We start from the raw sequence: 26,077 nt of genomic DNA on the forward strand, positions 1-26,077 counted from the left end.
TCCTGCCCGAGCGGAGCCCCTACTGACCGCGAGGATGACCGAAGCACCCCGAGCCGGTCATCCTCTCGGTCGTTTTCTACGCCTCTGGGTCAGACGGGTCGGGTCGGTGGGAGACCGCCGGTACCGCCGGTACCCTCTACTCCATGCTCCGGACGATGATGAAGTCCAAGATCCACCGCGCGACCGTGACCCAGGCCGACCTGGACTACGTCGGCTCGATCACCATCGATGCCGACCTCATGCACGCCGCGGACCTGCTCGAGGGCGAAAAGGTCGACGTCGTCGACGTCACCAACGGCAGCCGCCTGTCGACCTACGTCATCACCGGTGAGGCGGGCAGCGGCATCATCGGCATCAACGGCGCCGCGGCGCACCTGGTGGCGCCCGACGACCTGGTCATCATCATCGGCTACGGCCAGGTCGACGACGCCGAAGCACGCAACTTCAAGGGTTCGGTCGTCTTCGTCGACGCCACCAACAAGCAGGTCTCCATCGGCGACGACCCCGGCTTCGCCCCCGCCGGCAGCGGCCTGAAGTCCGCACGCGTCGCCTCCTGAACGTATGCCGGAGGGACATGTCACCCACCGCATCAGCGGTGAGCTCAACCGTGAGTTCGGTGGCAGACAAGTGCGATCCACCTCTCCGCAGGGCAAGTTCACCGGCGCCGTGCTGGTCGACGGCCACGTCTTCGACACCGCCCAGGCCTTCGGCAAGCACATGTACATCGCGTTCGAGGACCTGCCCGAGCAGGTGCACATCCATCTCGGACTGATCGGGAAGTTCTCCTTCTTCCCCGAAGCCGACCCGGCGACCGACAACGCCCGCTGGCGGCTGACCGCCTTCACCCCGGACGTCACCATGGAGCTGCGTGGGCCCAACGTGTGCGAGCTGAGTTCGCCCGAGCAGATTGCCGCGACGGTCGCCGCGCTCGGCCCCGACCCGCTGCGCGCCGACGCCGACCCCGAGGTCGCGCGGGCCCGGATCCGCAGATCCGCCAGTCCGATCGGCGTGCTGATGATGGACCAGAAGATCTTCGCCGGTGTCGGGAACATCTACCGCGCCGAGACGCTCTATCGGCACCACATCGACCCGTTCATGCCCGGGAAGTTCCTGCGCGGTGCGGAATTCGACCTGCTGTGGGACGACCTGATCGAGTTGATGCCCCTGGGCGTGCGCGACGGCCGGATCGACACCGTCCACCCGGAGCACACTCCCGAGGCGATGGGGCGTGACCCGCGGGTCGACAAGCACGGCGGCGAGGTCTACGTCTACCGCCGGGCCGGCCAGGCGTGCCTCGTGTGCGGCACGCCGGTCAGCACCACGATCCTCGCCGGCCGGAACCTCTTCTGGTGCAAGCAGTGCCAGCCTCGGTCTCGCAGGCGCACCGTCAGGGACTGACCATCTCGCCCGACACGCGGCAAGATGGGGACCATGACCGACGACGCATTGCGCGACCTGCTCGCCGACAGCAACTTGGCCACACTCGCCACGATCCGCCGCGACGGGCGACCGCAACTGTCCAACGTCAGCTACACCTACGACCGCGAACGCGACCTGATCCGCGTATCGGTCACCGACGGTCGCGCGAAAACCGCCAATCTGCGCCGTGATCGGCGTGCCACGGTGCTCGTCAATGCCAAGGAGGGCTGGTCGTATGCCGCCGCCGACGTGACGGCGAGCGTCCTGCCGGTCGCGGCCGCTGCGGACGACGCCAGCGCCGACGAACTGGTGTCGATCTACCGGTCCATCGCCGGTGAGCACGACGACTGGGACGACTATCGTCGCGCGATGGTCGCCGATCACCGGGTGCCGCTGCACCTGCGGGTGGAGCGGGTCTACGGCCTGGTCCGCTGAACCACCGCGCGTGGGCCGGAGCGGTCAGCGCGAGACGACGGCGCGCAACTGCAGCATCGCCGCGAAGCGGGCTTCGGAGTCGTCCAGGTCGAGCTGGCCGATCTCGGCGACACGGCGCAGTCGGTAACGGAACGTATTGGGGTGCACGTACACGCTGGCCGACGCCGCAACGGTGTCGCCGAAGTTGTCCAGCCAGGCGCGAAGGGTCTGCACCAGGCTGGTGTTGTGGGCGGCGTCGTAGGACAGCAGCCGGGCGACCGGCCCGGTCGGCTGGTCACCACGGGCCGCCACAAGGTCCCGCAGTTCGAGCATCCACGACTCCACGTGCACGTCCGCCAACTGCGCCACCCGGGGACCCTTGCGCTCGCGCAGCACCCGCAGCACGCGGTCCACCGCACCTCGGGCACGCGCCAGCCCCGAGATGTCCTCGGCGACCGGGCTCACGCCGATGAACGCATGCTGCCCACGGCCGCCGATGCGGTCCAAGAACTCGGTCGCGATGCCGACGGCATACCGCTCGCCCTGGTGCGGCAGCGGCACCAGCCCGTAGACGACGTCGCTGAGGGCGGCCACGGCCGACGACGGGTGGACCGCACCCAGGTGCATCGCGAAGGCGTCACTCAACCGCTGCCGCTCGCCGACCACCTCGGCGCCGGCCGGGCCGCTCGGGGTGGCCTGACCGTCGACCGTGAGCGCCAGCACCACCATGGGCTGATCCGCCAGGCCCAGACGGTCGAGGGCACCGCGCGCGCCGACGCCGCCCTCCAGGGCGGTCCCCAACAGGTCGGCCCGCAGCCGTCGCTCGACATCGGATCCGGCACGCTGTTGCAGCAGGTGCAGGGCGATGAGTTTGGCCGCCTCACAGAAGGCGCGATGCCGCTCGGGGCTGAGCCGTTCGTGCACCGCCGCCCACAGGGAACCGAGCAGTTCGTCGCCGGCACGGACCGCGATCGCGGCACGCGCCATGGTGACGCCCGTCGCCGGCAGCGGCTCGATGTAGACGGGCTGGTCGGTGCGATAGAGCTCGCGGAAGACCCCCTGCTCGGACAGCAGGCGTGCATAACGCTCGGGCACCTGGCGCCCCAGGATGGTCTCGACTCGAGACGAATCGGCCTCGTCCTGGCGCCCGGAGAAGGCCAGCACACGGGAGTTGCGGTCCTCGATCGTGATCGGTGCGTCCAGCAGGGCCGCGATCGCGTTCGCCACCGCGAACAGGTCGCCGGACGGCAACCCGCCCAGGGTCTCCGACTCGGTGGCGCCGACCTCGCCCTCGGCGAGCAACGCCCGCAGCAGCGCGCTCAGCTGCGTCCAGGACGCACCTCGCGTGAAGGCCAACAGCGCCACACCGCTCTCCTCGACGGCGGCCCGTAGTTGCGGGTCCGGGGCGACCGGCGCACGGACGACGAGCCCGGCCGCTGCCTGTTCACCGAGGTCGCGCAGCAACGCAACGATCCGGTCGGTGCCGGACACGCCGACACCGAGCACCAGTGCATCGGGGAGGACCTGTTCCCGGTCGACCGGGTCATGGATCGGTGCGGCCGAGATGGGGCCGCGGACGCCGCCGGGTGAGGACGCCGGCGCATGCACGAGCTCGAGCAGCGTGCTGCCCAGCTCCTCGAGCAGCCGCGTCAGGTCGGCTCCGGGCCGTCCGCTCATCGACACCACCACCAGATGACGCTACAAGGTCCCGCGTACCGTGCGGGCGGTCCTGCTGAAAATCGTTGTGTTACAGCGGGATCCATTCGGTGGACGTGGTGAACTCGGCCAGCCGGTCCGGCTGCGGCGCAACGCCGAGCCCGGGACCGGTCGGCACCGGCAGGTGCCCGTCCTGCAGCACGAACGGCTCGGTCAGGTCGGTGCTGAAATACCGGTCCGACGCGGACGTGTCGCCGGGCAGGGTGAAGCCGGGCAGCGCCGCGAGCGCGACGTTCGCGGCTCTGCCGATGCCGGTCTCCAGCATGCCGCCGCACCAGACCGCGATGCCGTGCGCGCGACATACGTCGTGGATGCGGCGCGCCTCGAGATAGCCGCCGACCCGACCGGGCTTGATGTTGACGATCCGGCAGGCACCCAGCCTGATCGCCGCGGCCGCCGTCGCGGCGGACGTGATCGACTCGTCCAGGCAGATCGGCGTGCGCACCGATTTCGCCAGCTCGGCGTGGCCCAGCACGTCCTCCTCGTCGAGTGGCTGCTCGATCAGCAGCAGCTCGAAGGGATCCAGTCGCGCCAGCTGCCCCGCGTCGGCCAGCGTGTATGCCGTGTTGGCGTCCACCTGGAGCAGCACGTCGTCCCCGAACCGTTCGCGGACCGCGCGGACCGGCTCGACGTCCCAACCCGGCTCGATCTTGAGCTTGATCCGCACATAACCGGCCTCCAGGTAACCACCGACCGCGTCCAGCAGCTGCGGGACCGAGTCCATGATCCCCACCGAGACGCCGCACGGCACCTGCTCCCGGACTGCACCCAGTTCTCTGGCCAGCGGCCGGCCCTCGGCCCGCAGTTCGGCGTCCAGGACGGCGGCCTCCAGCGCACACTTGGCCATGCGGTGTCCCTTGAAGCCGTGCAGCAGCGTGCCGACCCGGGCCGCGTCGAGCCGGTCCGGCTGCGCGAGCGCCGGGATGAGGAAGCGACGCATCACGTCGGCGGCGGCGTCGACATACTCGGGCGAATAGAGCGGGTCGCTCATCGCGACGCATTCGCCCCAGCCCTCCGACTGGTCACCGACGGCACGGACCAGCAAGATGTCGCGTGCGTGTTGCACCCCGAACGAAGTCCGGAAGGGCGCGACCAACGGCATCGCCACGCGGCGCAGTTCGATTCCGGTCAGCTTCATGGCGTTGTCTTTCCTCGTCGGTGATTCGGGGTCTCCGGTGTGCCGGTCTCGAGCACGTACCAGCCGTCCCGGGTGAAGGCGCGCGCACGGGCACCGCGGGCAAGCAGTCCGCCGAGCGCGTCGCGCACGGCGAACCGCCACGCCGTCGCCAGTGCCGGGTCGCTGCCGCGCAGCTGTTCCACGTCGGGCGGGACGGCGACGAGCAGGGTCGGCGCGTCCGTGACCCCGGGGATCGGCTCCCCGGCCGTCCCGCGTCCGAGGGCCACCGCGCAACCGGGCCCGTCCAGCCGGGCGACCTGCAGTGGCTGCCAGTGCGTGGAACAGGCGGCGACCACCGCGGGGGCCTGCAGGTGCCATTGCAGCAGCAGCCGGTCGGTGTCGTCGCCGGTGTTGATCCGGTCCCGCATCCCGCCGTAGAAGTTGGGCAGATACTCCGCCGGCCGTCCGCCGAGCTTGACCAGGTTGAAGTAGGCGTTGCGGGCGATCAACGGGTCGAAGGTCCATTCGATGACGTCGATCCCCCGGCGCAGTGCCCAGGCCCGCTGGTGCAACTTCAGCGCGTAGCCGACGCCGCGACGGGCGCTGCGCGGCAGCACCCCGGCGATGTGGCTGTGCAGGGTGCGATCGGACGGCGGTGCGAAGAAGCCCACGCACGCTCCGACCATCGCGTCACCGGCGTGGGCGACACCGATGTAGTTGCCGGCCTTCGACAGCGCCCGGAGCATCTCGGTGCCGATCGGCGCGTTGTCCTGCGAACGCCATATCTGTTCGTAGAGCTCCTCGACCGCAGTGAGTTCGTTCAGTCCGGTCGCCGTGCGGACGGTGATGCCGGCGGCACGGGCGGCCCGGGTGGCCTGCTCCTCGGCCAGGATCGCCGGCGCGTCCAGGCTCGTCACCGGTCCACCGAACCCTGCGGAATGCCGAGCAGATCCGCCAGCAGTGCGGCCAACAGGGCGATGCGAGAAGGTAGTTCGCCCACCAGCACATGTTCGTCGTCGGCGTGCGCCCCGCCGCCGCTGGCGCCCAGGCCGTCGAGCGTCGGTACGCCGACACCGGCGGTGAAGTTGCCGTCCGAGGCGCCCCCGACCGACACCTGCGCCGGCGTCGGGAGACCCTGCTCGGCCGCAATGCGGCATACCCGTTCGAAGAGCGCAGCGGACGAAACCGCTTCCAGCACCGGACGATTCGGTCCACCGGTGATCTCCAACTGCGCTCCGGGCAGGTGCGGCTGCAGCGACCTGATAACGGTGTCGACACGCTCCTGCTCCGCTGCGGTGCGGGCGCGCACATCGACCGCGAAGTGCCCGCTCGCCGGCACGGTATTGGTGGTGGTTCCCGCGTGCAGCGCCGTGGGGGTGACGGTGGTGCCCAGCTCGGGCCGGCTCAGCGCGGCGACCCGGGTGAGCTGGCAGGCCAGCTCGAGGCTCGCGTTCACTCCCCTCTCGGGCTCGAGACCGGCGTGCGCCGCCCGTCCGGCCGCGGCCACCCGATAGAGCGAGACGCCCTTCCGTTCGGTCTTCAACGCCCCTGCGGGCCCTGCGGATTCGAGCACCAGGGTGGCGTCGCAGCCACGCGCCTCGTCCTCGATCAGCGACCGGGAGCTCGGCGAACCGAGCTCCTCGTCACCGGTCACCAGGACGGTGACACCGTCGGTGTCCGGCAGCGTCGCCAGCGCATGCAGGGCCATCACCGTCCCGGTCTTCATGTCGAAGCAACCCGGACCGCGCAGCACCCCATCGGTCACCTCGCACGGGTGCGTCGCCAGACTCCCGACCGGCCAGACCGTGTCGTGATGACACAACACCAGCACCCGCCGCGGGCCGGCCCCGAGACGCCACCGCAGATGGGTCCGGCCGTCCAGCACGATGCGCTCCGGTTCGTGCCCGAGCCGGGCAGTGCCGAGCTCGGCGGTCAGCTCGGCACTCGCGGCCACTGCCGCCAGATCATCCGAGGGCGACTCGCAACGCACCAGTGTCCGTATGTCGTCGACGATCCGCGGCAGTGCGTCCTCGAAGCGCTGGAGCAACTCCACGTCAGGAGACTTCCGGCGTGGCGCGTGCCCCGAAGTGGACGTAACGCCGCTGCCCGTCGGGCCGGTAGAACGTCACGGGCGTCCACGTCTCGACCCCCGGCAGACGCATCACGAACAAGTCGGTGTCCACCGGCACCAGCCGCGCCTCCTCGGTCGGGTCCTCCATCGTCGCGGCGACCGGGCCGCTCACCGTGGCCCGCAGCCGCGGCCCCACCGCGTCCGCGAGGACCTCGATGGTCATCGACTCACGGCGGTAGGTGCCCACCCACGGCGTGATGTCCACGTCGACCGGCTCGGCCGGGGGCGCCAGCGGTTCCTGCATCTCGATCCCGGCCACCTCGGCGAAGATCTCGCGGTAGAGGTCCTGATAGAGGTCGCGGGTGTTGCCGCCGTTGGTCAGCAGCGCGACCGCGAGCTTCTGCCCGGGCAGCACCCGCAGGAACGCCGACTGGCCGATCGTGTTGCCGTCGTGCCCGAAGAGACGCTGCCCCGACCAGCCGAAGCGGATCCAGCCCAGCCCCCAGGAGTCACCGAGCGAGTGCGTGTCCGGCAACTGCGCGTGCTGTTCCTGCATCGCCGCGGTGGTCTCCGGGCGCAGCACCGAGCCGCCGTCCGGGGACGCACCGCCCATCAAATGCATCCGGGCGAAGGCCAGCACGTCGCCGACCGTGGAGGAGATGAGTCCGGCCGGCCCGACCGAGCGCGGCAGGAATGAGATGGGCGCGACCCTGGCCGGCTCGTCACCCTCTCCGAGGTGCCCGACCGCGGCACCGTGCAGCAACACTTCCTCCGGCAGGGTGACCGTGCACTTCAGCCCCAGCGGGGTGAACAACCGCTCACGGATCGCCGTGTCCCACGTCTGACCGGTGACCTTCTCGATCATCAGGCCGATCATCGAGAAGCCGGAGTTGCAGTAGGACCAGGTCGCTCCGAGCGGATGGTTCTGCGCTGCGTCAGCGAGCAGGTCGACATACTTGCTCAGGCAGTCGTCGCCGCGCCCGGTGTCGGTGAAGATGTCACCGTCGATGCCGCTGGTGTGGGTGAGCAGGTGCCGCAGGGTGACCTGCTTGGTCACCTCGGGGTCGGCGAGCTCCAGCTCGGGCAGCACGTCGAGCACGGGTGCGTCCAGCGACAGCTTCCCCTCGTCGACCAGCTGCATCGCGACGGTCGCGGTCCAGACCTTGGTGATCGAGCCGATCTGGAAGAGCGAGTCGGGTGTCACCTCGGCGCCGGTGTCGACGTTGAGCACGCCGGTCGCCACCTCGATCAGGTCGTCCTGCGACTCGTCGAGCCGCAAGATCCCGAGTTGGGCGCCGGGCACCTTGTGCCGGCGGGCCAGCGTCGTCAGCCGGCGCTGCCAGTGGGCCCGGTCCAGCTTCGGACGCCGGGCGCCGGTGCCGGCATACTGCTCGACCCAGTCCAGGACGCGGTGGTTGAAGTCGACCCGGTGCGACGGCCGGCCGTTCACCGGGAAGAGGTGCGACCCCTCCGGGTAGAGCACCAATGTCGTGGGCACGCCCTGCTCCCGCAGCGCGGAGAACCACTGTTGCGCCTGGCCGACCGGGCAGCGCACGTCGGCCGCACCCTGCAGGACCAGGGTCGGTGTGGTCACGTCGGTGACCTTGCTGAACGGCGACATCGCGTCCATCCGCGCCGACGGCTGCCGGGTCGGCTCGTCCAGTTCGTATGCCGCCAGCAGATGCCCTGCGTCGGAGGTTCCCGCGAGGCTCTGCAGGTCGGCGCACACCCCACCGGTGACGGCGGCCGCGAAGCGCGAGTCGCGACTGGTCAGGTAGCAGGTCATGAAACCGCCATAGCTGTAACCGCTGATCGCGAGATGGTCGGCGTCGGCGATGCCTTCGGCGACGAGTGCGTCCAGCGGCTCGAGGAAGTCCGCGGCGTCGCCGGTGCCCCATGCGCCGACGGTCGCGCTGAAGAAGCCGGCACCGTAGCCGTCGCTGGCGCGCGGGTTGAGCAGCAGCACGTTCCAGCCGCGCGCGACCAGCTCCTGGTGGTAGAGGTGCATGTCGTCGGCGGCGCCGTTCCACGCGTTGTGCGGGCCACCGTGCACGTCCAGCAGCAGCGGGCGTGGCCCGGTCCGCGCCGGGTCCCGCATCAACCAGCCCTGCACGACGGTGCCGTCGGAGATGTGGAACTCGCGTGAATCACGTTGGAACCACTCGACGTCCGCCAGCGGCGCGCCGTGCTCGGTCCGCACGACCTGCTCACCGGTCGCCAGGTCCAGGGTGACGACCTCGCCGAGCGAGGTCGGGGTGCTGAGCACCACGGCGACCGTCCCGCCGGCGGCCGACGCCCCGGCGACCACCCGGTCGGCGCCGCCCAGGACCAACTCCGGTGCGCCCGTCCCGAGGTCGGCCCGGTAGAGGTGGGTGCAGCCGCGGTCACGGACGCAGAAGAGCACGGCGCGGTCGTCGTCGATCAGTTGCGGCGCGGCGCCCGGGTATGCCGGGCCTCCGCTCATCACGTTGCGGTCCAGCGGCCCGGCGAGGTCGACGAGTTCGGCGGCGGGCACCGCGGCGGCCCCCTCTGCCGGCAACCGGTAGAGACCCGCCTGACCGGTCGGGCCGGTGGCACTGCCGATGACCAGCAGTTCCGTGCCGTCAGCGGTCCAGGTCGCTGATTGCGCGACTCCGTCGGCGAAGCCGAGCAGCTCCGGCTGCGACCAGGAGCCGGAGACGTCGACCCGGTAGACCGGGATGACCAGCCGCAGGTCCGCGTCGTCCGCCATACCGGCCGGGAAGGCGAGGTGTGTGCCGTCGGGCGACCAATCCGGTTCTCCTGCATGCCAATCGCCGTCGGTGACCTGCCGGCACGCCTTGTCCGCCACGGTGACGACGTGCAGCTGGTTGCGCATCTGGCGCAGGTAGCCGGCGCCGTCGGCCTGGTAGTCGACCCGGCTGGTGACGATCGGCGCGGCGGAGCTGTCCTTACCGTCCTGCGGGGCGGCCCGGTCCACCGGCGCTGCGAAGGCGATGCGCGTGCCGTCCGGGCTCCACACCGGCGCGCCCGCGCCGAGCGGCAGCTCGGTCAGCTGGGCGGCCTCGCCACCCGTGGCCGGCAGCAACCACACCTGCGGCGGTCCGTCCGACGCACGCAGGAAGGCGAGTTGCGACCCGTCCGGCGACCAGGCCGGCGCGCTGTCGGCGGGTCCCTGGGTCAGCCGCACCGGTGCCGTGCCGTCGGTGCCGACCTGCCACAGGCTGGTGACGGGTTTGTCGGCGGTCAGGTCCTGGGTCCGCAGCACGTAGGCCACCCGGTGACCGTCCGGGGACAGAGCGGGTTGCTCCGGGATCGCGATGTCCGCCAGATCGGCGATGCGCAGGCGACGGGTCATGATGCTCTCCTCGTGGGATGGACGGAGTCGGGTATGGCGGCCAGCAGCTCCTGGGTGTAGGGCTGCTGGGGATTGGTGAGAACCTCGGCGGCCGGGCCGTGTTCGACGATGCGGCCGTGGCGCATGACGGCGATGCTGCTGGCGACGTACCGCACGACCGCCAGGTTGTGCGAGATGAACAGCATCGAGGTGGACAGCTCACGCTGCAGGTCGCGGATCAGGTTCAGGACGGCGCCCTGCACCGATACGTCGAGCGCCGAGGTGATCTCATCGGCGATGACGACCTGCGGACGTGCGGCGAGCGCCCGGGCCAGGCCGACGCGTTGGCGTTGTCCCCCGGACAACTGGCTCGGGTAGGCAGCGGCGAGGTCGGGGTCCAGTTGCACCAGGTCCAGCAGCCGGGTCACCTCCTTGGCCCGGTCGGTCGGCGGCGCACCGCCGGCGTTCCGCCGCGGGATGGTCTCGCGCAGGCTCGCGCCGATCGTCATCCGCGGGTCGAGGCACGAGGACGGGTCCTGGAAGACCATCTGGATCGGCCGGCGGGCGCCGCGCAACGGCACCGGCTCGCCGTCGAGGGTGATCCGGCCGCCGGACAGCGGTGCCAGCCCGACCGCGGCGCGACCGAGCGTGGACTTTCCGGAACCGGATTCGCCCACCAGTCCGACGATCTCGCCGTCCGGCACGGTCAGGCTGACGTCGTCCACCGCCGTCGTGCCGTGCCGCTGGCTGCCGTAGTGCACGGACACGTGCTCGAAGCGCAGTTGAGTCATGACACGGCCTTCGCTTTCTCCGGAGTCAGCGGCTGCGGCTGGTCGGCGTGCCAGCACGCCACCCGCCGGCCGGCGGCGTCGGTCTCCAGTGGCGGCATCTGCTCCCGGCAGCGGTCGGTGGCCAGCGGGCAGCGCGCGGCGAAGGCGCATCCGGCCGGGAACGACGCCGGGTCCGGCGCCCGGCCCGGTATGACGGCCAGCGGCTCGTCCAGCGCGGTGTGCATGTCCGGCACCACCGAGATGAGTGCGCGGGTGTAGGGGTGGCGGGCCGACGCATGCAGGTCCTGCGTCGGCAGGTCCTCGACGATCTGCCCGGCATACATCACCAGCACGCGGTCGCACACCTGCCGCACCACCGAGATGTCGTGGCTGATCAGCAGCAGCGCGACGTCCTGCTCCCGGCGGATCGATTCCAGCAGCTGCAGCACCCGGCTCTGCACGGTCACGTCCAGGGCGGTCGTCGGCTCGTCGGCGACGATCAGCGCCGGGTCGCCCATCAGGCCCATGCCGATCATCGCGCGTTGCCGCATGCCGCCGGAGAACTCGTGCGGATACTGGCCGGCCCGCCGCTTCGGATCCGGGATCTGCACCGCGTCCAGCCGGTCGACGGCGCGGTCCGTCGCCTGCGCCCGGGAGAGGCCACCGTGCCGGCGGGCGACCTCGGCCAGCTGGCCGCCGACGCGCAGCGTGGGGTTCATCGACGTCATCGGGTCCTGGAAGATCATCGAGAAGCGGATGCCGAGCAGCTCGCGGTCGGCACGGGTGGCGCCGCGGCGCAGGTCCGTGCCCAGGAAGCTGAGTTCGGTGGCGCTGACCCGGGCCGGTCGCTCGATCAGCTGAGCAACCGCGAGCGCGGTCAGCGACTTGCCCGATCCGGATTCGCCGACGACGCCGACGGCCTCGCCACGCGCCATACCGAAGCTGACACCGCGGACCGGGGTGATCGCCCCGTGCGCGGTCGGGAAGCTGACGCGCAGATCCTGCACCCGCAGCACCACGTCGTCGGCGTGCTCCTTCCTGGGTATGGCGCCCTCCTCCGGAGGCTTGACCACCGGCAGCCGCAGCTTGCCGAGGGTGGTGGTGACGCCGATGCCCTTGGCCATCGCCTCGCCGAAGAAGTTGAACGCCAGCCCGGCCAGCACCACGGCGATGCCGGGTGCCAGTGCGGCGATCGGGTGCTCGAAGATGCCGGTCAGGCCGTTGCCCAGCAGCTGCCCCCAGTCGTAGTTCGGCGGCTGCACGCCGAGCCCGAGGAAGGACAGCCCGGCGAAGGCCAGCAGGGCGGCACCCGCGCCGATCGTGGCGTTCACGATCAGCGCCTCCCCGACGTTCGGCAGCACGTGCCGCACCAGGATCCGGAACCGGTTGACGCCGGCGACGCGGGCGGCGAGCACGAAATCGCGCGGCTCGACCCCGGCGACCAGCGTCTGGACCAGCCGGGCGAAACCGGGTGCACCGGCGAATCCGATCGCCAGCACGGCTCCCTTGGTGCCGATCCCGAAGATGACCGCGAAGAACAGCGCCAACAGCAGCCCCGGGAACGCGACCGCGATGTTGATCACCGCCGCCACGACCCGTCCGACCCGTCGGCCGAAGAGCACGCCGAGGGTGCCGAGCACCAGGCCGGCCGCCACCATGATCAGCGTGGCGAGGAGTGCCAGCTCGACCGACAGCCGGGTGGCGACCAGCACCCGCGCGAGGATGTCCCGGCCCAGGTTGTCGGTGCCCGCCCAGTGTTCGCTTGAGGGGCCGTGCAGGATCTGCGCGGTGTCCGTCCGGTTCGCCCAGTCCGACCAGAGCATCGGGGCGACGACCGCGAGCAGCAGCAGCGCGGACAGCGCCACCGTCGCGGCGGCTCCCACGGGTGTCGCGACCACCGTCAGCCACCTGGAGCGGTTGCCGCGTCGTGTCCTGGTCGAGACGATCTCCGTCGCGAGATTGGCTGCCATGGCTCAGTTCTCCCGGATCGTCGAACGTGGATCGAGCAGCGCGAGCGCGATGTCGACGACCAGGTTGATCAGCAGCACCAGTACGCCATACACCAGCACGATGGCCTGTACGACGGGGTAGTCCTTGTTCTGGATGGACGACACGATGGTGCTGCCCAGTCCCGGCCAGGCGAAGACGTTCTCGACCAGGACCGTGCCGGCGATGAGTCCACTGAGCAACAGCCCGCTGAGCGTCAGCGTCGCGGTCAGCGCGTTCGGCAGCGCGTGCTTGAGGTAGATGGTGACGGCCGGCAGCCGCTTGGCGCGCGCCGTCCGGACGTAGTCGGCGCGCAGCACCGCGATCATCTCCACGCGCAGGATCCGGGCCAGGATCACGCCGGGGCCGACCGCCAGAGCGACCACCTGCAGCACGTAGGAGTCCAGCCCGAACTTGCCGGCCACGGGGAGCAGGTGCAGGTTCACCCCGAAGATCCAGACCAGGATGACGCACACGACGAAGTCGGGGATGGCACCGATGATGACGCTCACGGTGGTGAAGCCGAGCTCGGTGCGCTGCGCGCGGCCGCCGCGGGTGAGCACCCCCATGAGCGCGCCGAGCGGTATGGCGATCAGCAGCGCCAGCACGAACGCGGCCACCGCGAGGGACAGGGTCGCGGGCAGCCGCTGCGAGATGACCTGTGACACCGGCAGTTGTGACGACATGGAGATGCCGAAGTCGCCGGAGAAGAGGTCGCCCAGGTAGTGCCAGTACTGCACCAGGAGCGGGTCGTCGAGCCCCAGCTCCTGCCGCCGCGCGTTGACCAGCGCCTGCGGCGCCGTCATACCGAGCGACGCCCGCACGGGATCGCCGGGCACCAGGTGAATCATCAGGAACGACGCCGTGACCAGCGCCCACAACGAGACGAGCAGTTGGCCCGCACGCCGGATCCCGAAGCGCACCCACGCGTTGTCCCGCAGACCGGATGCCGTCGGGCGGGCCGGCGCGACCGGAGCCGGCGGGGTGGTTGAGGAAGTTGCCGATGAGGTGGTTGTCACGGCCGCGGACCTCAGCGGAACATCCGGAACGTGGTCGGCAGGAGATCGCCGCCGACCTGCTGGAACGTCGCGCCCTTGCCGAAGGTGTAGGCGTTCAGGTTCGCGAACGGGATGACGTCGAAGTTCTCGACGAGGCCGGCTTCGGCGGCCAGCCACGCCGGGCAGCTCGCCCGGCCCTGCTGGGTCTCGGCCAGCGCGACCTTGCTGTTGTAGGTGGCGTTGTGCACGCCGGAGAAGTTGCTGCCGTTCGGTGCGACCGGCCCGGAGAGAAAGCCGATCAATTGGTCGGGCGCGCTGACATTGAGGCCTTCCCAGGCGATGTCCCAGTTGCCGGTGCTGAACAACGTGCTGATCAGGGTCGCATGGTCCTGCGGGGTCAGGGTGGCGTTGACGCCCAGCTTCTTCCACTGCGCCGCGGCCAATTCGGCCGCCGACGCACCCGCAGCTCCGGAGTCGGTGTTGTAGACGAAGGTGAGGGCGAGTTGCCGGCCGCCCTTGTGCCGGTAGCCGTCGGTACCCATGGCCCAGCCGTCGGCCTCCAGCAGTGCCTTGGCTCCGGCCAGATCGGTCTTCGGCAGCGCCGGGCCGATCGAGTTGCCGGGGCACACGGCCGGCGAGGTGGCGGCGAACGTCGTGGGCGCCGATCCCTGGTCGGAGGTGAGGACCCGCCGCAATTCGGTGTAGTCCACGGCCCGGCTCAGTGCCTCGCGCACCTTCGGGTCGACGGTCGGACGTGTCGAGTTGTGGTTGAACCACTGCTGCCCGACGACGGCCGGTGAGGCGACCGAGTAGAGCTTCGCCGCCTGCACGCGCTTGAGGTCCGGGCCGGTGATGGTGGCCGCGTTGAGTTGGCCGGCGAGCAGCAGGTTGGCCTGGGTGCTCATGTTCGGGACGATCTGCACCACGACCTTGTCCGGCATGCCCTTGGTCGCGGTGCCGGCTCCGGCCGGACCCCAGCTGTACCCGGCGCGCTTACGGAAGGTGTATCGGCTGTTGGGCTGGGCCTGCTCGAGGACGTAAGGGCCGGTGCCGTCGCTCGCGGCGGCCAACGACGCGCGGTGGGTCAGGCCCTTGGCGCACACCATCGGCATGGTCGCCAGCGAGTTGAGGATGAAGGGTGCCGGCGTTGGGACGGTCAGCGTCACGGTGTTGCCGGCTGTGTCGCTGGTCGCCTTCGCTCCGGCCGGGATGAAGACACCGGCGAACGGACTCTTGTTCTTGGGGTCGGTGATGAAGTTGATGTTCGCAGCGGCGGTCGCCGCGGTGAACTCCGAACCGTCGGAGCAGGTGATGCCCGGTGCGATGGTCAGCGTCGCCTTCTTGCCGGCCACCTTCCAGGAGCTGGCCAGCTGGGGCACGATCTTGCCGTGCGAGTCCTGCCCGAGCAGCGAGTCGTAGGCCAGCATGCTCATCTGGAAGAGGGCGCTGGAGGTGTTCATCTGCGGATCCAGGTTGCCGGGGTCCGAGCTCATGCCGAGGGTGAAGGTGCCTCCGGTGACGACCGATCCGGAGCCACCGGCCGAGCTGCCGCCAACTGAACATCCGGTGATCGCGGTGACCGTGGCACATCCGACGGCGAGCGGGACGGCAAGCCCGCGGCGATTGCGGTTCGACGTGCGCATGACGCTCCTCGTACTCGGGTGCTCGTACTCGGGGTCCGGTACCGAGCGGGCGGTGATGGTCGAACAGCCTGCCCCCGTGCCGCCGGCCGCGGTTCGTGCAGCGCGACGAAATGCATGGCCCGGACTTGTCGTTGCCCACCATCCGCGCCCGTCGACGCCCGGGGCGCCATACACCCGTACCGATGTCTGCCCTGGGGAAGGTTTGGTACGGGCTGCGGGCCGGGCCCGTACCGATCTCTGCCCCGGGGAAGGTTTGGTACGGGCTGCGGGCCGGGAGCCGGACCCGTACCGAAGTCTCCCCAGGGGACGGTTTGGTACGGGCTGGGAGCCGGACCCGTACCAAAGTCTCCCCAGGGGAAGGTTTGGTACGGGCTGGGAGCCGGACCCGTACCAAAGTCTCCCCAGGGGAAGGTTTGGTACGTGCTGGGAGCCGGACCCGTACCGATCTCTGCCCCGGGGAAGGTTTGGTACGGCGCCGGAGTACTGGACCAGACCTCCCCGGCCGAGGGGTTCGGGCCCCGGCAGAGGTCAGCGGACCATGCGGATGCTGGTCGGCTGCAGGACGCCGTTGAGTTCGAACGTCGTTCCCTTGCCGAAGGTCAGCCGGTTCTGGTTGGCCCACGGTATGACGTCGGCGGCCTTGACCAGGCTGCTCTCCGCGGCGAGCCAATGACCGCAACCGGCTGCACCGGCCATGGTCTCCGCCTTCGCCACTTCGGCCCGGTATGTCGGGTTGTCGATCCCCGCGAAGTTGTTGCCCTTCGGCGCCGCCGGGCCGGACATGAAACCGACCAGTTGATCGGGGGAATTGACGTTCAAGGGCACCCAGCCGATGTCCCAGTTGCCGGTCGTGAAAATGGTCGACAACAGCGTATTGGTGTCCTGTCCCGCCATATCCACCTTCACCCCGAGCTTCTTCCACTGCGCGGCGGCGAGCTCGGCGGCCGATGAACCGGCCGACCCGAAGGTCGTGCTGTAGAGGAACCGGACCGACAGTTGTTTGCCGCCCTTGCTGCGGTAGCCACCCGACCCGGCGGTCCAGCCGTCCGCCTCGAGGAGCGACTTCGCCTTCGCCAGATCGAATGTCGGCATCGCCGGGGCGACCGAATTGCCGGTGCATGCGGCCGGCGGTGAGACGGCGAAGGTGGTCGGCGCGGACCCGCGGCCCGAGGTCAGCACCTTCTGCAGCTGCGTGTTGTCGGTGGCCATCGCAAGTGCTTGACGCACCTTCGGATCGGAAGTGGCGCGGGCCGCCGCGTGGTTGAACCACGTCTCCCCGATGATCGTCGCGGTCGACACGGAGAAGAGCCCCGCCGACTGCAACCGGGAGATGTCGGGGCCGATGAACGTGCCCGCATTGAGCTGCCCGGACAGCATCAGGTTGGCCGCCGTCGACTCGTTGGTGATGACGCGCAGCTCGATCTTCGCCGGCATACCCGCGGTCGAGGTCTTCGCGCCCGCCGGTCCCCAGCGGTAACCGGCCCGCTTGACGAAGGTGTAGGAGCTGTTGGGTGTGGCGTTGGTCAGCTGGTAGGGACCGGTGCCGTCGGTCGACCGGCTCAGCGACGTGCGGTCGGCCATGCCCTTGGCGCACACCATCGGCAACGAGGCCAGGCCGTTGAGGACGAACGGAGCAGCACCCGGCAGCGTGATCGTGACCGTGCTGCCCGCCGCTTCGGCCGTGGCCCCCGCCGGGAGGAAGGCGCCCGCGAGCGGGCTCTTGTTCTTCGGGTCTCCGACGTAGTTGATGTTCTGCGCCGCCTGCGCAGCGGTGAAGGCGGAGCCGTCCGAGCAGGTGACCCCCTGCTTCAGCGTCAGGCTGACGGTCTTGCCGCTGACTTTCCAGCTGCTGGCCAGCTGCGGCTGGATGGTGCCTTTCGCGCTCACACTGACCAGTGAGTCGTAGGCCAGCGCCGCAATCTGCAGCACGTTGTTGGACGCCGATCCCTGCGGATCCAGGTTGCCCGGGTCGGAGTTCAGCGCCATCGCGAACGTCGCACCGTCGATCACCTTGCCACCGGATCGGGAGCCGGTGGCGCCCTGCGATCCTGAGGAGCACCCGCTGATGGCGACGACGACGGCACAGCCGCCGGCGAGCAGCCCCCACGTCATGGAGCTGCGAGTGGTTGAACTGGCCATGTGGCGCTCCTTGTGCGAGGCGGGATGCAACCGTTGCCGGCCAGCCTGCCCCCGGTCCGGTGGCGGTGGTTCGTCGCGCGCGACGAATCGGTGTGCGCCATGTTGTCGCCGCGGACAAGGCACGGTCGGCGCGCATCGACTTCACTGGGTGTCGGCCGGTGACTGCTGTCCGGTCGGTCGATCGCGAGAGGAAGACCATGTCGACACTGCAAGAGCTGGATTCCTGGCTCGGCGCCGCATTGCCCCGTCTCATCGATGAGGCACAGATCCCTGCCGCCGCCGTCGCCATACTCGCCGACGGCACGGTGGTGAGTCACGCGACGGGAGTGCTGAACAAGGGGACCGACGTCGCAGCCACCGACGACTCCGTGTTCCAGATCGGCTCTGCCACCAAGGTGTTCACCGCGACCCTGGTGATGCAACTGGTCGACGACGGGCTGGTCGACCTGGACCGGCCGTTCCGGACCTATGTCCCCGACTTCGTCATCGCGGACGAGGATGCCGCGGCCAGCCTCACGGTGCGGCAATTGCTCTGCCACACAGCAGGTTTCGAGGGTGACTACTTCGACGACACCGGCATGGGCGACGACTGCGTGGAGAAATTCGTGCCGTTGCTCGCGAAGGCACCGCAGCTCTTCCCGCCGGGTGAACGCTTCTCCTACAACAACGCCGGCTTCATCATGCTCGGCCGCCTGGTGGAGGTGCTGCGGGGCGCGCCGTACAACACCGTCCTGCGGGAGCGCATCGCCGAACCACTCGGTATGGCGCACTTCGCGACCGATGCGTACGAGGCGATCCGCTTCCGCGCGGCGCTCGGACACGTCCCCGGACCGGATGGCGACTTCGTGCCGGCGCCGGCCTGGAACCTGGCCCGCTCCAATTCCCCGGCGGGGTCGATGCTGTCGATGAGTGCTCGGGACCTGGTGACTTTCGCGGCCATGCACATGGCGGGCGGCACGGCGCCGGACGGCACCAGGGTGCTGTCCCAGGCCTCGACCACGGCGATGCAGCAGCCGCAGGTCCACCTCCCGGACCTCGGACTGCTCGGCACCGACTGGGGATTGGGCTGGGAGTACAACGCGTGGGACGGCGGCCCCGTCATCGGGCACGACGGCAACACCGTCGGCCAGGCGTCCTTCCTGCGGCTGGTGCCGGACCAGGACGTCGCGGTCGCGATCCTCACCAACGGCGGCAACCCGTTCACCCTGTATGACGCGCTCATTCCTCGAATCCTCAGCGAACTCACCGGTGTCGTCGTCCCGGCGAACCCCGCACCCCAGGAGGCGACCGGCCCGGCGCCGGCCCCGCACCGGATCGAGGGCACCTACAGCTCGTCGGTGTCGGACTCGACGGTCACGGTCGACCAGCAGGGCCGCATCTGGCTGGAGCAGGTGATGAAGGGCATCTTCGCCGAGATGGCGCCGAACCCGGAGCCGGTCGAGTTGCTGCCCTGGCGCGGCGACACCCTCCTGCCGAGCACTCCGACGATGGGCATGTACATGCCGCACGCCTTCGTCGGCGACGACGGACACGGCCGCGCTCTCTACCTGCACACCGGGCGTGCCGACCGCCGCGTGACCGCGTGAGCGGGACGCACTCGGCGTCGGCGGCATACTCGCTGCCGGACGAGGGCAGGCGATCGCACCGACCGGAGCTGCTTTCGCGGTGGCCGCCGGCGTCGAGTTGATGCTCCCCTGAGGCTGCGCGGGCCGCTCGATACCCTGGACCCGCCACACTCCGCCTCGTCGAGGAGCCTTCACATCCCATGACGCCGACCCACGGCCCGGTGCTGACCACCTTCGACGGGGGCTCGGCCCTGTCCGCGTTCCGCCGGGCGGCCCTGCTCGCGCGCATCCGGCAGGTCGCGCCGCAGGTCACTGCGGTCGGCGCCCGCTTCCTGCACGTCGTGGCCACCGACGCGGTGATGGACACCGCCACCCGTCAGCGGGTGCACGACCTGCTGACCTACGGTCCGGCACACGAGCCCGTCACCGGGTCGGTCGAGACCGTCGTGGTCGGACCACGACTCGGCACCGTGTCCCCCTGGGCGTCCAAGGCCACCGACATCGCGCACAGCTGCGGCCTGGCCATCCACCGGGTCGAGCGGGTCACCGAATTCACCCTCACCACGAGCGAAATGACCTCCGACGAGCAACTCCGGGTCCTGCGACTGCTGCACGACCCGATGACGCAGACGGTGCTCGGCTCGCGCGATGCCGTCGCCGCACTCTTCCAGGAACCCGACGCCGAGCCGCTGCAACGCGTCGACGTCCTCGAGGGCGGCCGTTCCGCGCTCGAGGCCGCCAACACCGACTTGGGGCTCGCACTCTCCGACGACGAGATCGACTACCTGGTCGACGCTTTCCGCGGCCTGCGGCGCAACCCCTCCGACGTCGAGCTGATGATGTTCGCGCAGGCCAATTCCGAGCACTGCCGGCACAAGATCTTCAACGCCGACTTCGTCATCGACGGCGAGGCGCAGACGTCGTCGCTGTTCGGCATGATCCGGCACACCGAGCAGGTGTCCGGCCAGGGCACCGTGGTCGCCTACAAGGACAACGCCTCCATCATGGCCGGCGACCGGATCACCCGCTGGTTGCCCCAATCCCCTGACGCGCCCAGCAGTTACGTCGAACGACCCGATGACGTCCACGTGCTGATGAAGGTGGAGACCCACAACCACCCGACGGCCATCTCACCGTTCGCCGGCGCAGCCACCGGCGCCGGCGGTGAGATCCGCGACGAGGGCGCCACCGGGCGCGGGTCGCAACCCAAGGCCGGGCTGACCGGCTTCGTGGTGTCCAACCTCAACCTGCCGGACACCGACGAGCCCTGGGAGCGCGAGTCGTATGGCGCCCCAGGCCATCTGGCGACACCGCTCGACATCATGCTCGACGGCCCGATCGGCGCGGCGGCCTTCAACAACGAGTTCGGCCGTCCCGGGCTGGGCGGCTTCTTCCGGGTCTACGAACAGACCGTCGACGGCGTGCGGCGCGGCTACCACAAGCCGATCATGAGTGCCGGTGGGCTCGGTGCGATCAGCGCCGATCAGACCGAGAAGATCCGCTTCCCCGCCGGATCGCTGCTGGTGCAGCTGGGCGGCCCCGGCATGCGGATCGGGATGGGCGGCGGTGCCGCGTCGTCGATGGCGTCCGGGGTCAATGCCGCCGAGCTCGACTTCGACTCCGTGCAGCGCGGCAACCCCGAGATCGAGCGGCGCGCCCAGGAGGTCATCAACCACTGCTGGTCACTCGGCGACGCCAACCCGATCCTGGCCGTCCACGACGTCGGCGCCGGTGGCCTGTCCAACGCCTTTCCCGAGCTCGTCGACGACGCCGGCCTCGGTGCACGGTTCGACCTGTCCGCCGTCCCGCTGGAAGAGAAGGGCCTGTCGCCCAAGGAGATCTGGTGCAACGAGTCGCAGGAGCGGTATGTCCTTGCGATCGCACCTGATGCGCTGGACCGGTTCGTCGAGCTCGCCGCTCGCGAACGGTGCCCCTTCGCCGTCGTGGGCACCGCTGCCGACGACGGCCGATTGCTGGTCGTCGAAAGCGGGTCGAACGCGGAGGACGCCGCGTATCGAGACCCGGCTCCCATCGACATGCCGATGGAGGTGTTGCTCGGCAAGCCACCGCGGATGACGCGTGACGACCGGCGCGTCGAGCGCAGCACGTCCGAGTTGGACCTGTCCTCGACCGACGTGCGTTCCCTCGCGTATGACGTGCTGCGCCACCCCACGGTCGCCGGCAAGCGCTTCCTCATCACCATCGCCGACCGCACCGTCGGCGGCCTGACGCATCGCGACCAGATGGTCGGGCCGTGGCAGGTGCCGGTGGCCGATGTCGCCGTGACCCTTTCGGACCTGGTCGGATTCACCGGTCAGGCGATGTCCACCGGCGAGCGCACCCCGATCGCATCCATCGACGCGCCGGCCTCGGGCCGGATGGCAGTCGGCGAGGCGGTGACCAACCTGCTGGCGGCTCCGGTCGCCACGCTCGAGGGCGTGAAGTTGTCCTGCAACTGGATGGCGGCGTGCGGGCGCGACGGCGAGGATGCCGCGCTCTACGACACGGTCCACGCAGTGGCCATGGAGCTGTGCCCAGCTCTGGGCATCGGTGTGCCGGTCGGCAAGGACTCCCTGTCGATGAGCACCCGGTGGACCGACGGCGACGAGCCCCGCGAAGTGCGGTCGCCCGTCTCGCTGGTCGTCACGGCCTTCGCCTCATTGCCCGACGTGCGCCGCACGCTCACCCCGCAGCTGCACCCGGAGGGCGGCACCGAGCTGCTGCTGATCGATCTCGGTGCGGGCAACGCGCGGCTCGGCGGCTCGATCGCTGCCCAGGTACAAGGCGAATTCGGTGGTGCGCCAGCGGATCTGACCGATCCCGCCCACCTGCTCGGCCTGGTCCGCCTGCTCGCCCGGCTGCGCGAGCAGGGTCTGGTGATGGCCTACCACGACCGCTCGGACGGCGGCCTGTGGGCGGCTGTCTGCGAGATGGCGTTCGCGGGCGGGTGCGGCGCCACGATCGAGGTGCCGTCCGTGGCCGCGCTCTTCACCGAGGAGCTGGGTGCGGTGCTCGAGGTGCCGGCCGACCGCCGCGCCGCGGTCGAGGCTGCCGTGCACGACGCCGGCCTGGCCGACCTCGCACACTTCGTCGGGCGTCCCACGACCGCCTCGACGCTCGAGGTCACCATGGACGGCCGACCGGTGCTGAGCGAGCCCACCGTCGAACTGGCCCGCGCCTGGGACGAGGTCTCCTGGCGGATCAGTGCGCTGCGCGACAATCCGGAGTGCGCCGACGAGGAGCACGCCGAGGTCGGCACCCGCCGTGGTGGGCTGGTCGTCCAGCCGTCGTTCGACCCGTCGGAGGACATCACCGCGCCATACGTCGGCCGCGGCGTCAAGCCACGCGTCGCGATCCTGCGTGAGCAGGGCGTCAATTCCCACGTGGAGACCGCATTCGCCTTCCACCGCGCCGGATTCGACGCTGTCGACGTGCACATGACCGACCTCCAGGCCGGTCGCCACGACCTGACCGACGTCGTCGGCCTGGTCGCGTGCGGCGGGTTCTCCTACGGCGACACGCTCGGCGCCGGTGAGGGCTGGGCACGCTCGGTGCTGTTCAACGATCGCCTGCACGAGTTGTTCGCCGGCTTCTTCGGGCGGCCCGACACCTTCGGCCTGGGCATCTGCAACGGCTGCCAGATGTTCGCCGCCCTGGCCGACCTCATCCCGGGCGCACACGACTGGCCGCGCTTCACCCGCAACCTGTCCGAGCAGTACGAGGCCCGGCTCAGCCAGGTCGAGGTGCTCGCCTCACCGTCCATCTTCTTCACCGGTATGGCGGGCAGCCGGCTGCCGATCGCGGTGGCCCACGGTGAGGGCCGGGCCGACTTCACCGAGCGCGGAAACCTGCAAACCGTCCAGCAGGCAATGCGTTTCGTCGACGCCGACGGTTCGCCGGCCACGCGCTACCCGCGCAACCCCAACGGCTCACCGGACGGGCTGACCGCGGTGACGACCCCGGACGGACGGTTCACCGCGATGATGCCGCACCCGGAGCGGGTGCAGCGCAACGTCCAGCTGTCCTGGACCGACGGTCCGATCGACCAGCCGAGCCCTTGGTTGCGGATGTTCCGCAACGCCCGCGCACACGTCGGCTAGGAGAACGTCCTGCCGGTGAGCGTCTCGTAGGCCTCGACATACTTCGCGCGGGTCTGCTCGACCACCTCGTCGGGCAGCGCGGGCGGCTCCTGGCCGGACTCCCTGGACCAGCCGCTGGCGGCCGAGGTGAGCCAGTCACGCACGAACTGCTTGTCGTATGACGCCTGCCGGCGGCCCGGCTCCCAGTCCGCCGCCCGCCAGAAGCGCGACGAGTCGGGGGTCAGCACCTCGTCGGCCAAGACGACGGTGCCATCGGGACGGATCCCGAACTCCACCTTGGTGTCCGCGATCAGGATGCCGCGGGGGGCGGCGATCTCGTTGCCCCGCTCCAGGATCCGCACGGTGAGGTCGCGCAGCTGGGCGGCGCGGTCGGCACCCACTTCGGCGACGACGTCGGCATACGGCATCGGCTGGTCGTGTTCGCCGAACGGGGCCTTGGTCGACGGCGTGAAGAGCACCTCCTCGAAGCGGGAGGCGTCCACCAGGCCGGGGGGCAGCTGCAGCCCGGACACCGTGCCGGTGGCTTCGTATTCGGAGAGGCCACCACCGGTGAGGTAGGCCCGTGCCACACACTCGACCGGCACCATGTCCAGGCGCTCGACCAGCACGGCCCGTCCGGCGACGGCTTCGGGCACGTCGGTCGAGACGATGTGGTTCGGGATCAGCGACTCCAGCTGCTCGAACCACCACAGCGACAGCTGGGTGAGCACCTTGCCCTTGTCCGGGATCGGCGTGGACAGGATGTAGTCGTATGCCGAGATGCGGTCCGAAGCGACCAGCAGCACCTGGTCGGAACGTGGCTCTCCGTTCTGACCCATAGGGGTGTAGAGATCACGGACCTTTCCGGAGTACACATGCGTGAAGCCCGGCAACTCAATCGCGCTCATGGATCCGAGTGTTCCAGTGGCCGAGAACGCGGGCGTCAGCAGGTAATGAAATCCGGTCCACATACGTTGGACAGAACGCAATCGCACCATCGACAAGAGGAGTCCGAGATGGGCCTGAAGGACAACATGAGCCACCTGGCAGAAGAAGCCAAGGGCAAGGCGCAGGAGGCCATGGGCAAGGCACGAGGGGACAGGGACCAGCAGGCCGAGGGCGAGGCCACGCAGTCGTCGGCCAACGTCAAGCAGGCCGGCGAGAACCTCAAGGACGGCGACCTGAAGGGTGCCGTGGGCGACGCCAAGGACGCGCTCGACTGAGACCCGCCGTCCCTGCATCCGTGGCAGACGACGGGGCCCGGCGAGCAGTCAGTTGCTCGCCGGGCCCCGTCACGTTCTCAGGCTGCCGTCCTCACGCGGTCGGCACCGTGAGGGTGCCGTCGGCCGCGGCCTGTGCGATGTCCGTGCGGTGCTGTGACCCGCGCAGGCGCACCTCGTCGACCACCCGGTACGCCGCGGCGCGCGCCGCACCGAGCGACGGGCCGACGCCGACGGCGGACAGCACCCGCCCACCGGCGGACACCAGCTCGCCGGCGTCCGTGCGGGTCCCGGCGTGCAGCAGGTAGGCCTCGTCCGTGCTGTCGGGCAGGCCGGCGATCAGGTCACCGGTTTTCGGCGACGACGGGTAGCCCTCGCTGGCGATGACGACGGTCACCGCGGCCTCGTCGCGCCAGGCCAGCGGCGGCAGCGCGTCGAGCGTCCCGTCGGCCGACGCGCGCAGCAGCGCCCCGAGCGGTGAACGCAGCCGGGCCAGCACCACCTGGGTCTCCGGGTCGCCGAACCGGGCGTTGAACTCGATGACGCGCGGCCCCGCGGTCGTCAGCGCCAGTCCGACATACAGCACCCCGCAGAACGGCGTGCCACGCCGGCGCATCTCGTCGATCGTCGGCTGCGCGACGCGCGTCACGACCTCCTCCACCAGTCCCTCCGGCACCCACGGCAGCGGCGAATATGCCCCCATGCCACCGGTGTTGGGCCCTTCGTCGCCATCACCGACCCGCTTGAAGTCCTGCGCGGGAGCCAGCGGCAGCACGGTGGTGCCATCGGTGACGCAGAAGAGCGACACCTCCGGACCCGACAGGAACTCCTCGACCACCACGGTGCCGCCGGCGGCGAAGCAACTGCGTGCGTGCGCCAGCGCGTCCTGCCGCGAGTCGGTCACCACGACCCCTTTGCCGGCGGCCAGGCCGTCGTCCTTGACGACGTATGGCGCACCGGTGGCCTCCAGCGCTGCGGTCGCCTCCGCTTCGCTGGTGCAGACGTAGCAGCGAGCCGTCGGCACGTCGGCCGCGGCCATGACGTCCTTGGCGAAGGCCTTGCTGCCCTCCAGTTGTGCGGCGTCGCCGGATGGGCCGAACGCTGCGATCCCTGCGGCGCGCACCGCGTCGGCGACTCCGGCGACCAGCGGCGCCTCCGGGCCGATCACCACCAGGTCGCTACCCAGGCTGCGGGCCAGTTCCACGACAGCCGACCCGTCGGTCAGGTCCGGCAGCGGATGACACTGCGCGACGACGGCGATCCCCGGGTTGCCCGGCGCGGCGTCGACCTGGGTGACGTCCGGGTCGCCCAGCAGGCCTCGAACGATGGCGTGCTCACGAGCACCGGATCCGATGACAAGGGCCTTCACGGGGCTTGAGCCTAACGTGGAGAAGGGGATTCCCGATGGCCGACATCGCTGGACGACGTCCGGAGCCCCCGCGAAGCATTCGGAGGAGCGAGCGGGGAGAAACTTCGTGGGGTCGTATGGCGGTGGGCCCTTCCCGAAAGTCAGGGGGGAGGTCTCCCGGGAAGGGGCCCACCAACGAACACAGGGTCAGCCGGAGGGGGACTCGGCGACGCTTCCGCGTTCGTCACGACACGAGGTCGTTGAACCCACTATGAC

General features: G+C 70.1%; 18 protein-coding genes. 6 read left to right on the forward strand and 12 right to left on the reverse strand.

The annotated features are described in order from the left end of the window. The first annotated feature begins 143 nt into the window (after positions 1–143). From panD to ACTHL4_RS17600, 3 genes are read left to right on the forward strand one after another with little or no spacing between them, the layout of a single operon-like run. Positions 144–557 carry an aspartate 1-decarboxylase gene (gene panD, locus ACTHL4_RS17590; RefSeq protein WP_440284066.1) on the forward strand — a complete coding sequence of 138 codons (414 nt, stop codon included), beginning with the start codon at positions 144–146 and terminating at the stop codon, positions 555–557. 4 nt (positions 558–561) lie between these two features. Beyond that, positions 562–1,398: an Fpg/Nei family DNA glycosylase gene (locus ACTHL4_RS17595; protein ID WP_440284067.1), complete on the forward strand. Its 837-nt coding sequence runs from the start codon at positions 562–564 to the stop codon at positions 1,396–1,398. A gap of 33 nt (positions 1,399–1,431) precedes the next feature. Next, positions 1,432–1,854 carry a PPOX class F420-dependent oxidoreductase gene (locus ACTHL4_RS17600; protein WP_440284068.1) on the forward strand — a complete coding sequence of 141 codons (423 nt, stop codon included), beginning with the start codon at positions 1,432–1,434 and terminating at the stop codon, positions 1,852–1,854. Positions 1,855–1,878: 24 nt separating this feature from the next. Here the strand turns inward: ACTHL4_RS17600 and ACTHL4_RS17605 are convergent, their stop codons facing one another. The 10 genes from ACTHL4_RS17605 to ACTHL4_RS17650 all read right to left on the reverse strand — a co-directional run bounded on the left by ACTHL4_RS17605 (position 1,879) and on the right by ACTHL4_RS17650 (position 17,589). Then, entirely contained in the window at positions 1,879–3,510 is a 1,632-nt protein-coding gene (locus ACTHL4_RS17605) for a PucR family transcriptional regulator (protein WP_440284069.1), read from the reverse strand. Between the two features lie 70 nt (positions 3,511–3,580). Beyond that, positions 3,581–4,687, reverse strand: a complete 1,107-nt coding sequence (gene menC, locus ACTHL4_RS17610) for an o-succinylbenzoate synthase (protein ID WP_440284070.1) — start codon at positions 4,685–4,687, stop codon at positions 3,581–3,583. Beyond that, positions 4,684–5,583: a GNAT family N-acetyltransferase gene (locus ACTHL4_RS17615; protein WP_440284071.1), complete on the reverse strand. Its 900-nt coding sequence runs from the start codon at positions 5,581–5,583 to the stop codon at positions 4,684–4,686. The genes menC and ACTHL4_RS17615 overlap by 4 nt, the downstream gene beginning before the upstream one ends. After that, entirely contained in the window at positions 5,580–6,719 is a 1,140-nt protein-coding gene (locus ACTHL4_RS17620) for a M20/M25/M40 family metallo-hydrolase (protein ID WP_440284072.1), read from the reverse strand. The genes ACTHL4_RS17615 and ACTHL4_RS17620 overlap by 4 nt, the downstream gene beginning before the upstream one ends. A gap of 1 nt (position 6,720) precedes the next feature. Further along, positions 6,721–10,074 carry a serine hydrolase gene (locus tag ACTHL4_RS17625; RefSeq protein ID WP_440284073.1) on the reverse strand — a complete coding sequence of 1,118 codons (3,354 nt, stop codon included), beginning with the start codon at positions 10,072–10,074 and terminating at the stop codon, positions 6,721–6,723. Continuing rightward, positions 10,071–10,844, reverse strand: coding sequence for an ABC transporter ATP-binding protein (locus ACTHL4_RS17630; protein WP_440284074.1), 774 nt, complete (start codon positions 10,842–10,844; stop codon positions 10,071–10,073). The genes ACTHL4_RS17625 and ACTHL4_RS17630 overlap by 4 nt, the downstream gene beginning before the upstream one ends. Continuing rightward, on the reverse strand, positions 10,841–12,793 hold the full coding sequence (locus tag ACTHL4_RS17635) for a dipeptide/oligopeptide/nickel ABC transporter permease/ATP-binding protein (protein ID WP_440284075.1): 1,953 nt from the start codon (positions 12,791–12,793) through the stop codon (positions 10,841–10,843). The genes ACTHL4_RS17630 and ACTHL4_RS17635 overlap by 4 nt, the downstream gene beginning before the upstream one ends. Before the next feature lie 3 nt (positions 12,794–12,796). Next, positions 12,797–13,828 (reverse strand): ABC transporter permease, encoded by a 1,032-nt coding sequence (locus ACTHL4_RS17640; protein WP_440284076.1) that lies wholly within the window; start codon positions 13,826–13,828, stop codon positions 12,797–12,799. 11 nt (positions 13,829–13,839) lie between these two features. Continuing rightward, positions 13,840–15,450, reverse strand: coding sequence for an ABC transporter substrate-binding protein (locus ACTHL4_RS17645; protein WP_440284077.1), 1,611 nt, complete (start codon positions 15,448–15,450; stop codon positions 13,840–13,842). A gap of 528 nt (positions 15,451–15,978) precedes the next feature. Further along, entirely contained in the window at positions 15,979–17,589 is a 1,611-nt protein-coding gene (locus tag ACTHL4_RS17650; RefSeq protein WP_440284078.1) for an ABC transporter substrate-binding protein, read from the reverse strand. Between the two features lie 197 nt (positions 17,590–17,786). On the opposite strand from ACTHL4_RS17650, the gene ACTHL4_RS17655 reads away from it, so the two are divergent. Together ACTHL4_RS17655 and purL are read left to right on the forward strand one after the other, a co-directional pair. Beyond that, on the forward strand, positions 17,787–19,175 hold the full coding sequence (locus ACTHL4_RS17655) for a serine hydrolase domain-containing protein (RefSeq protein ID WP_440284079.1): 1,389 nt from the start codon (positions 17,787–17,789) through the stop codon (positions 19,173–19,175). A 179-nt stretch (positions 19,176–19,354) separates the two neighbouring features. Then, positions 19,355–23,254 (forward strand): phosphoribosylformylglycinamidine synthase, encoded by a 3,900-nt coding sequence (purL, locus tag ACTHL4_RS17660; RefSeq protein WP_440284080.1) that lies wholly within the window; start codon positions 19,355–19,357, stop codon positions 23,252–23,254. On the opposite strand, the gene ACTHL4_RS17665 is transcribed toward purL, so the two are convergent. Continuing rightward, positions 23,251–24,141, reverse strand: coding sequence for a phosphoribosylaminoimidazolesuccinocarboxamide synthase (locus ACTHL4_RS17665; protein ID WP_440284081.1), 891 nt, complete (start codon positions 24,139–24,141; stop codon positions 23,251–23,253). The genes purL and ACTHL4_RS17665 overlap by 4 nt on opposite strands. A gap of 108 nt (positions 24,142–24,249) precedes the next feature. Here ACTHL4_RS17665 and ACTHL4_RS17670 point away from each other — a divergent pair, with 108 nt between their 5' ends. Beyond that, a complete protein-coding gene (locus ACTHL4_RS17670; protein ID WP_440284082.1) occupies positions 24,250–24,456 on the forward strand; it encodes a CsbD family protein in 207 nt (68 codons plus the stop codon). A gap of 91 nt (positions 24,457–24,547) precedes the next feature. Here the strand turns inward: ACTHL4_RS17670 and purD are convergent, their stop codons facing one another. Continuing rightward, complete coding sequence (gene purD / locus ACTHL4_RS17675; protein WP_440284083.1) at positions 24,548–25,822, reverse strand: phosphoribosylamine--glycine ligase; 1,275 nt, start codon at positions 25,820–25,822, stop codon at positions 24,548–24,550. Positions 25,823–26,077 lie beyond the last annotated feature (255 nt).

This window comes from Flexivirga sp., from assembly GCF_051955415.1.
Lineage (GTDB): Bacteria > Actinomycetota > Actinomycetes > Actinomycetales > Dermatophilaceae > Flexivirga.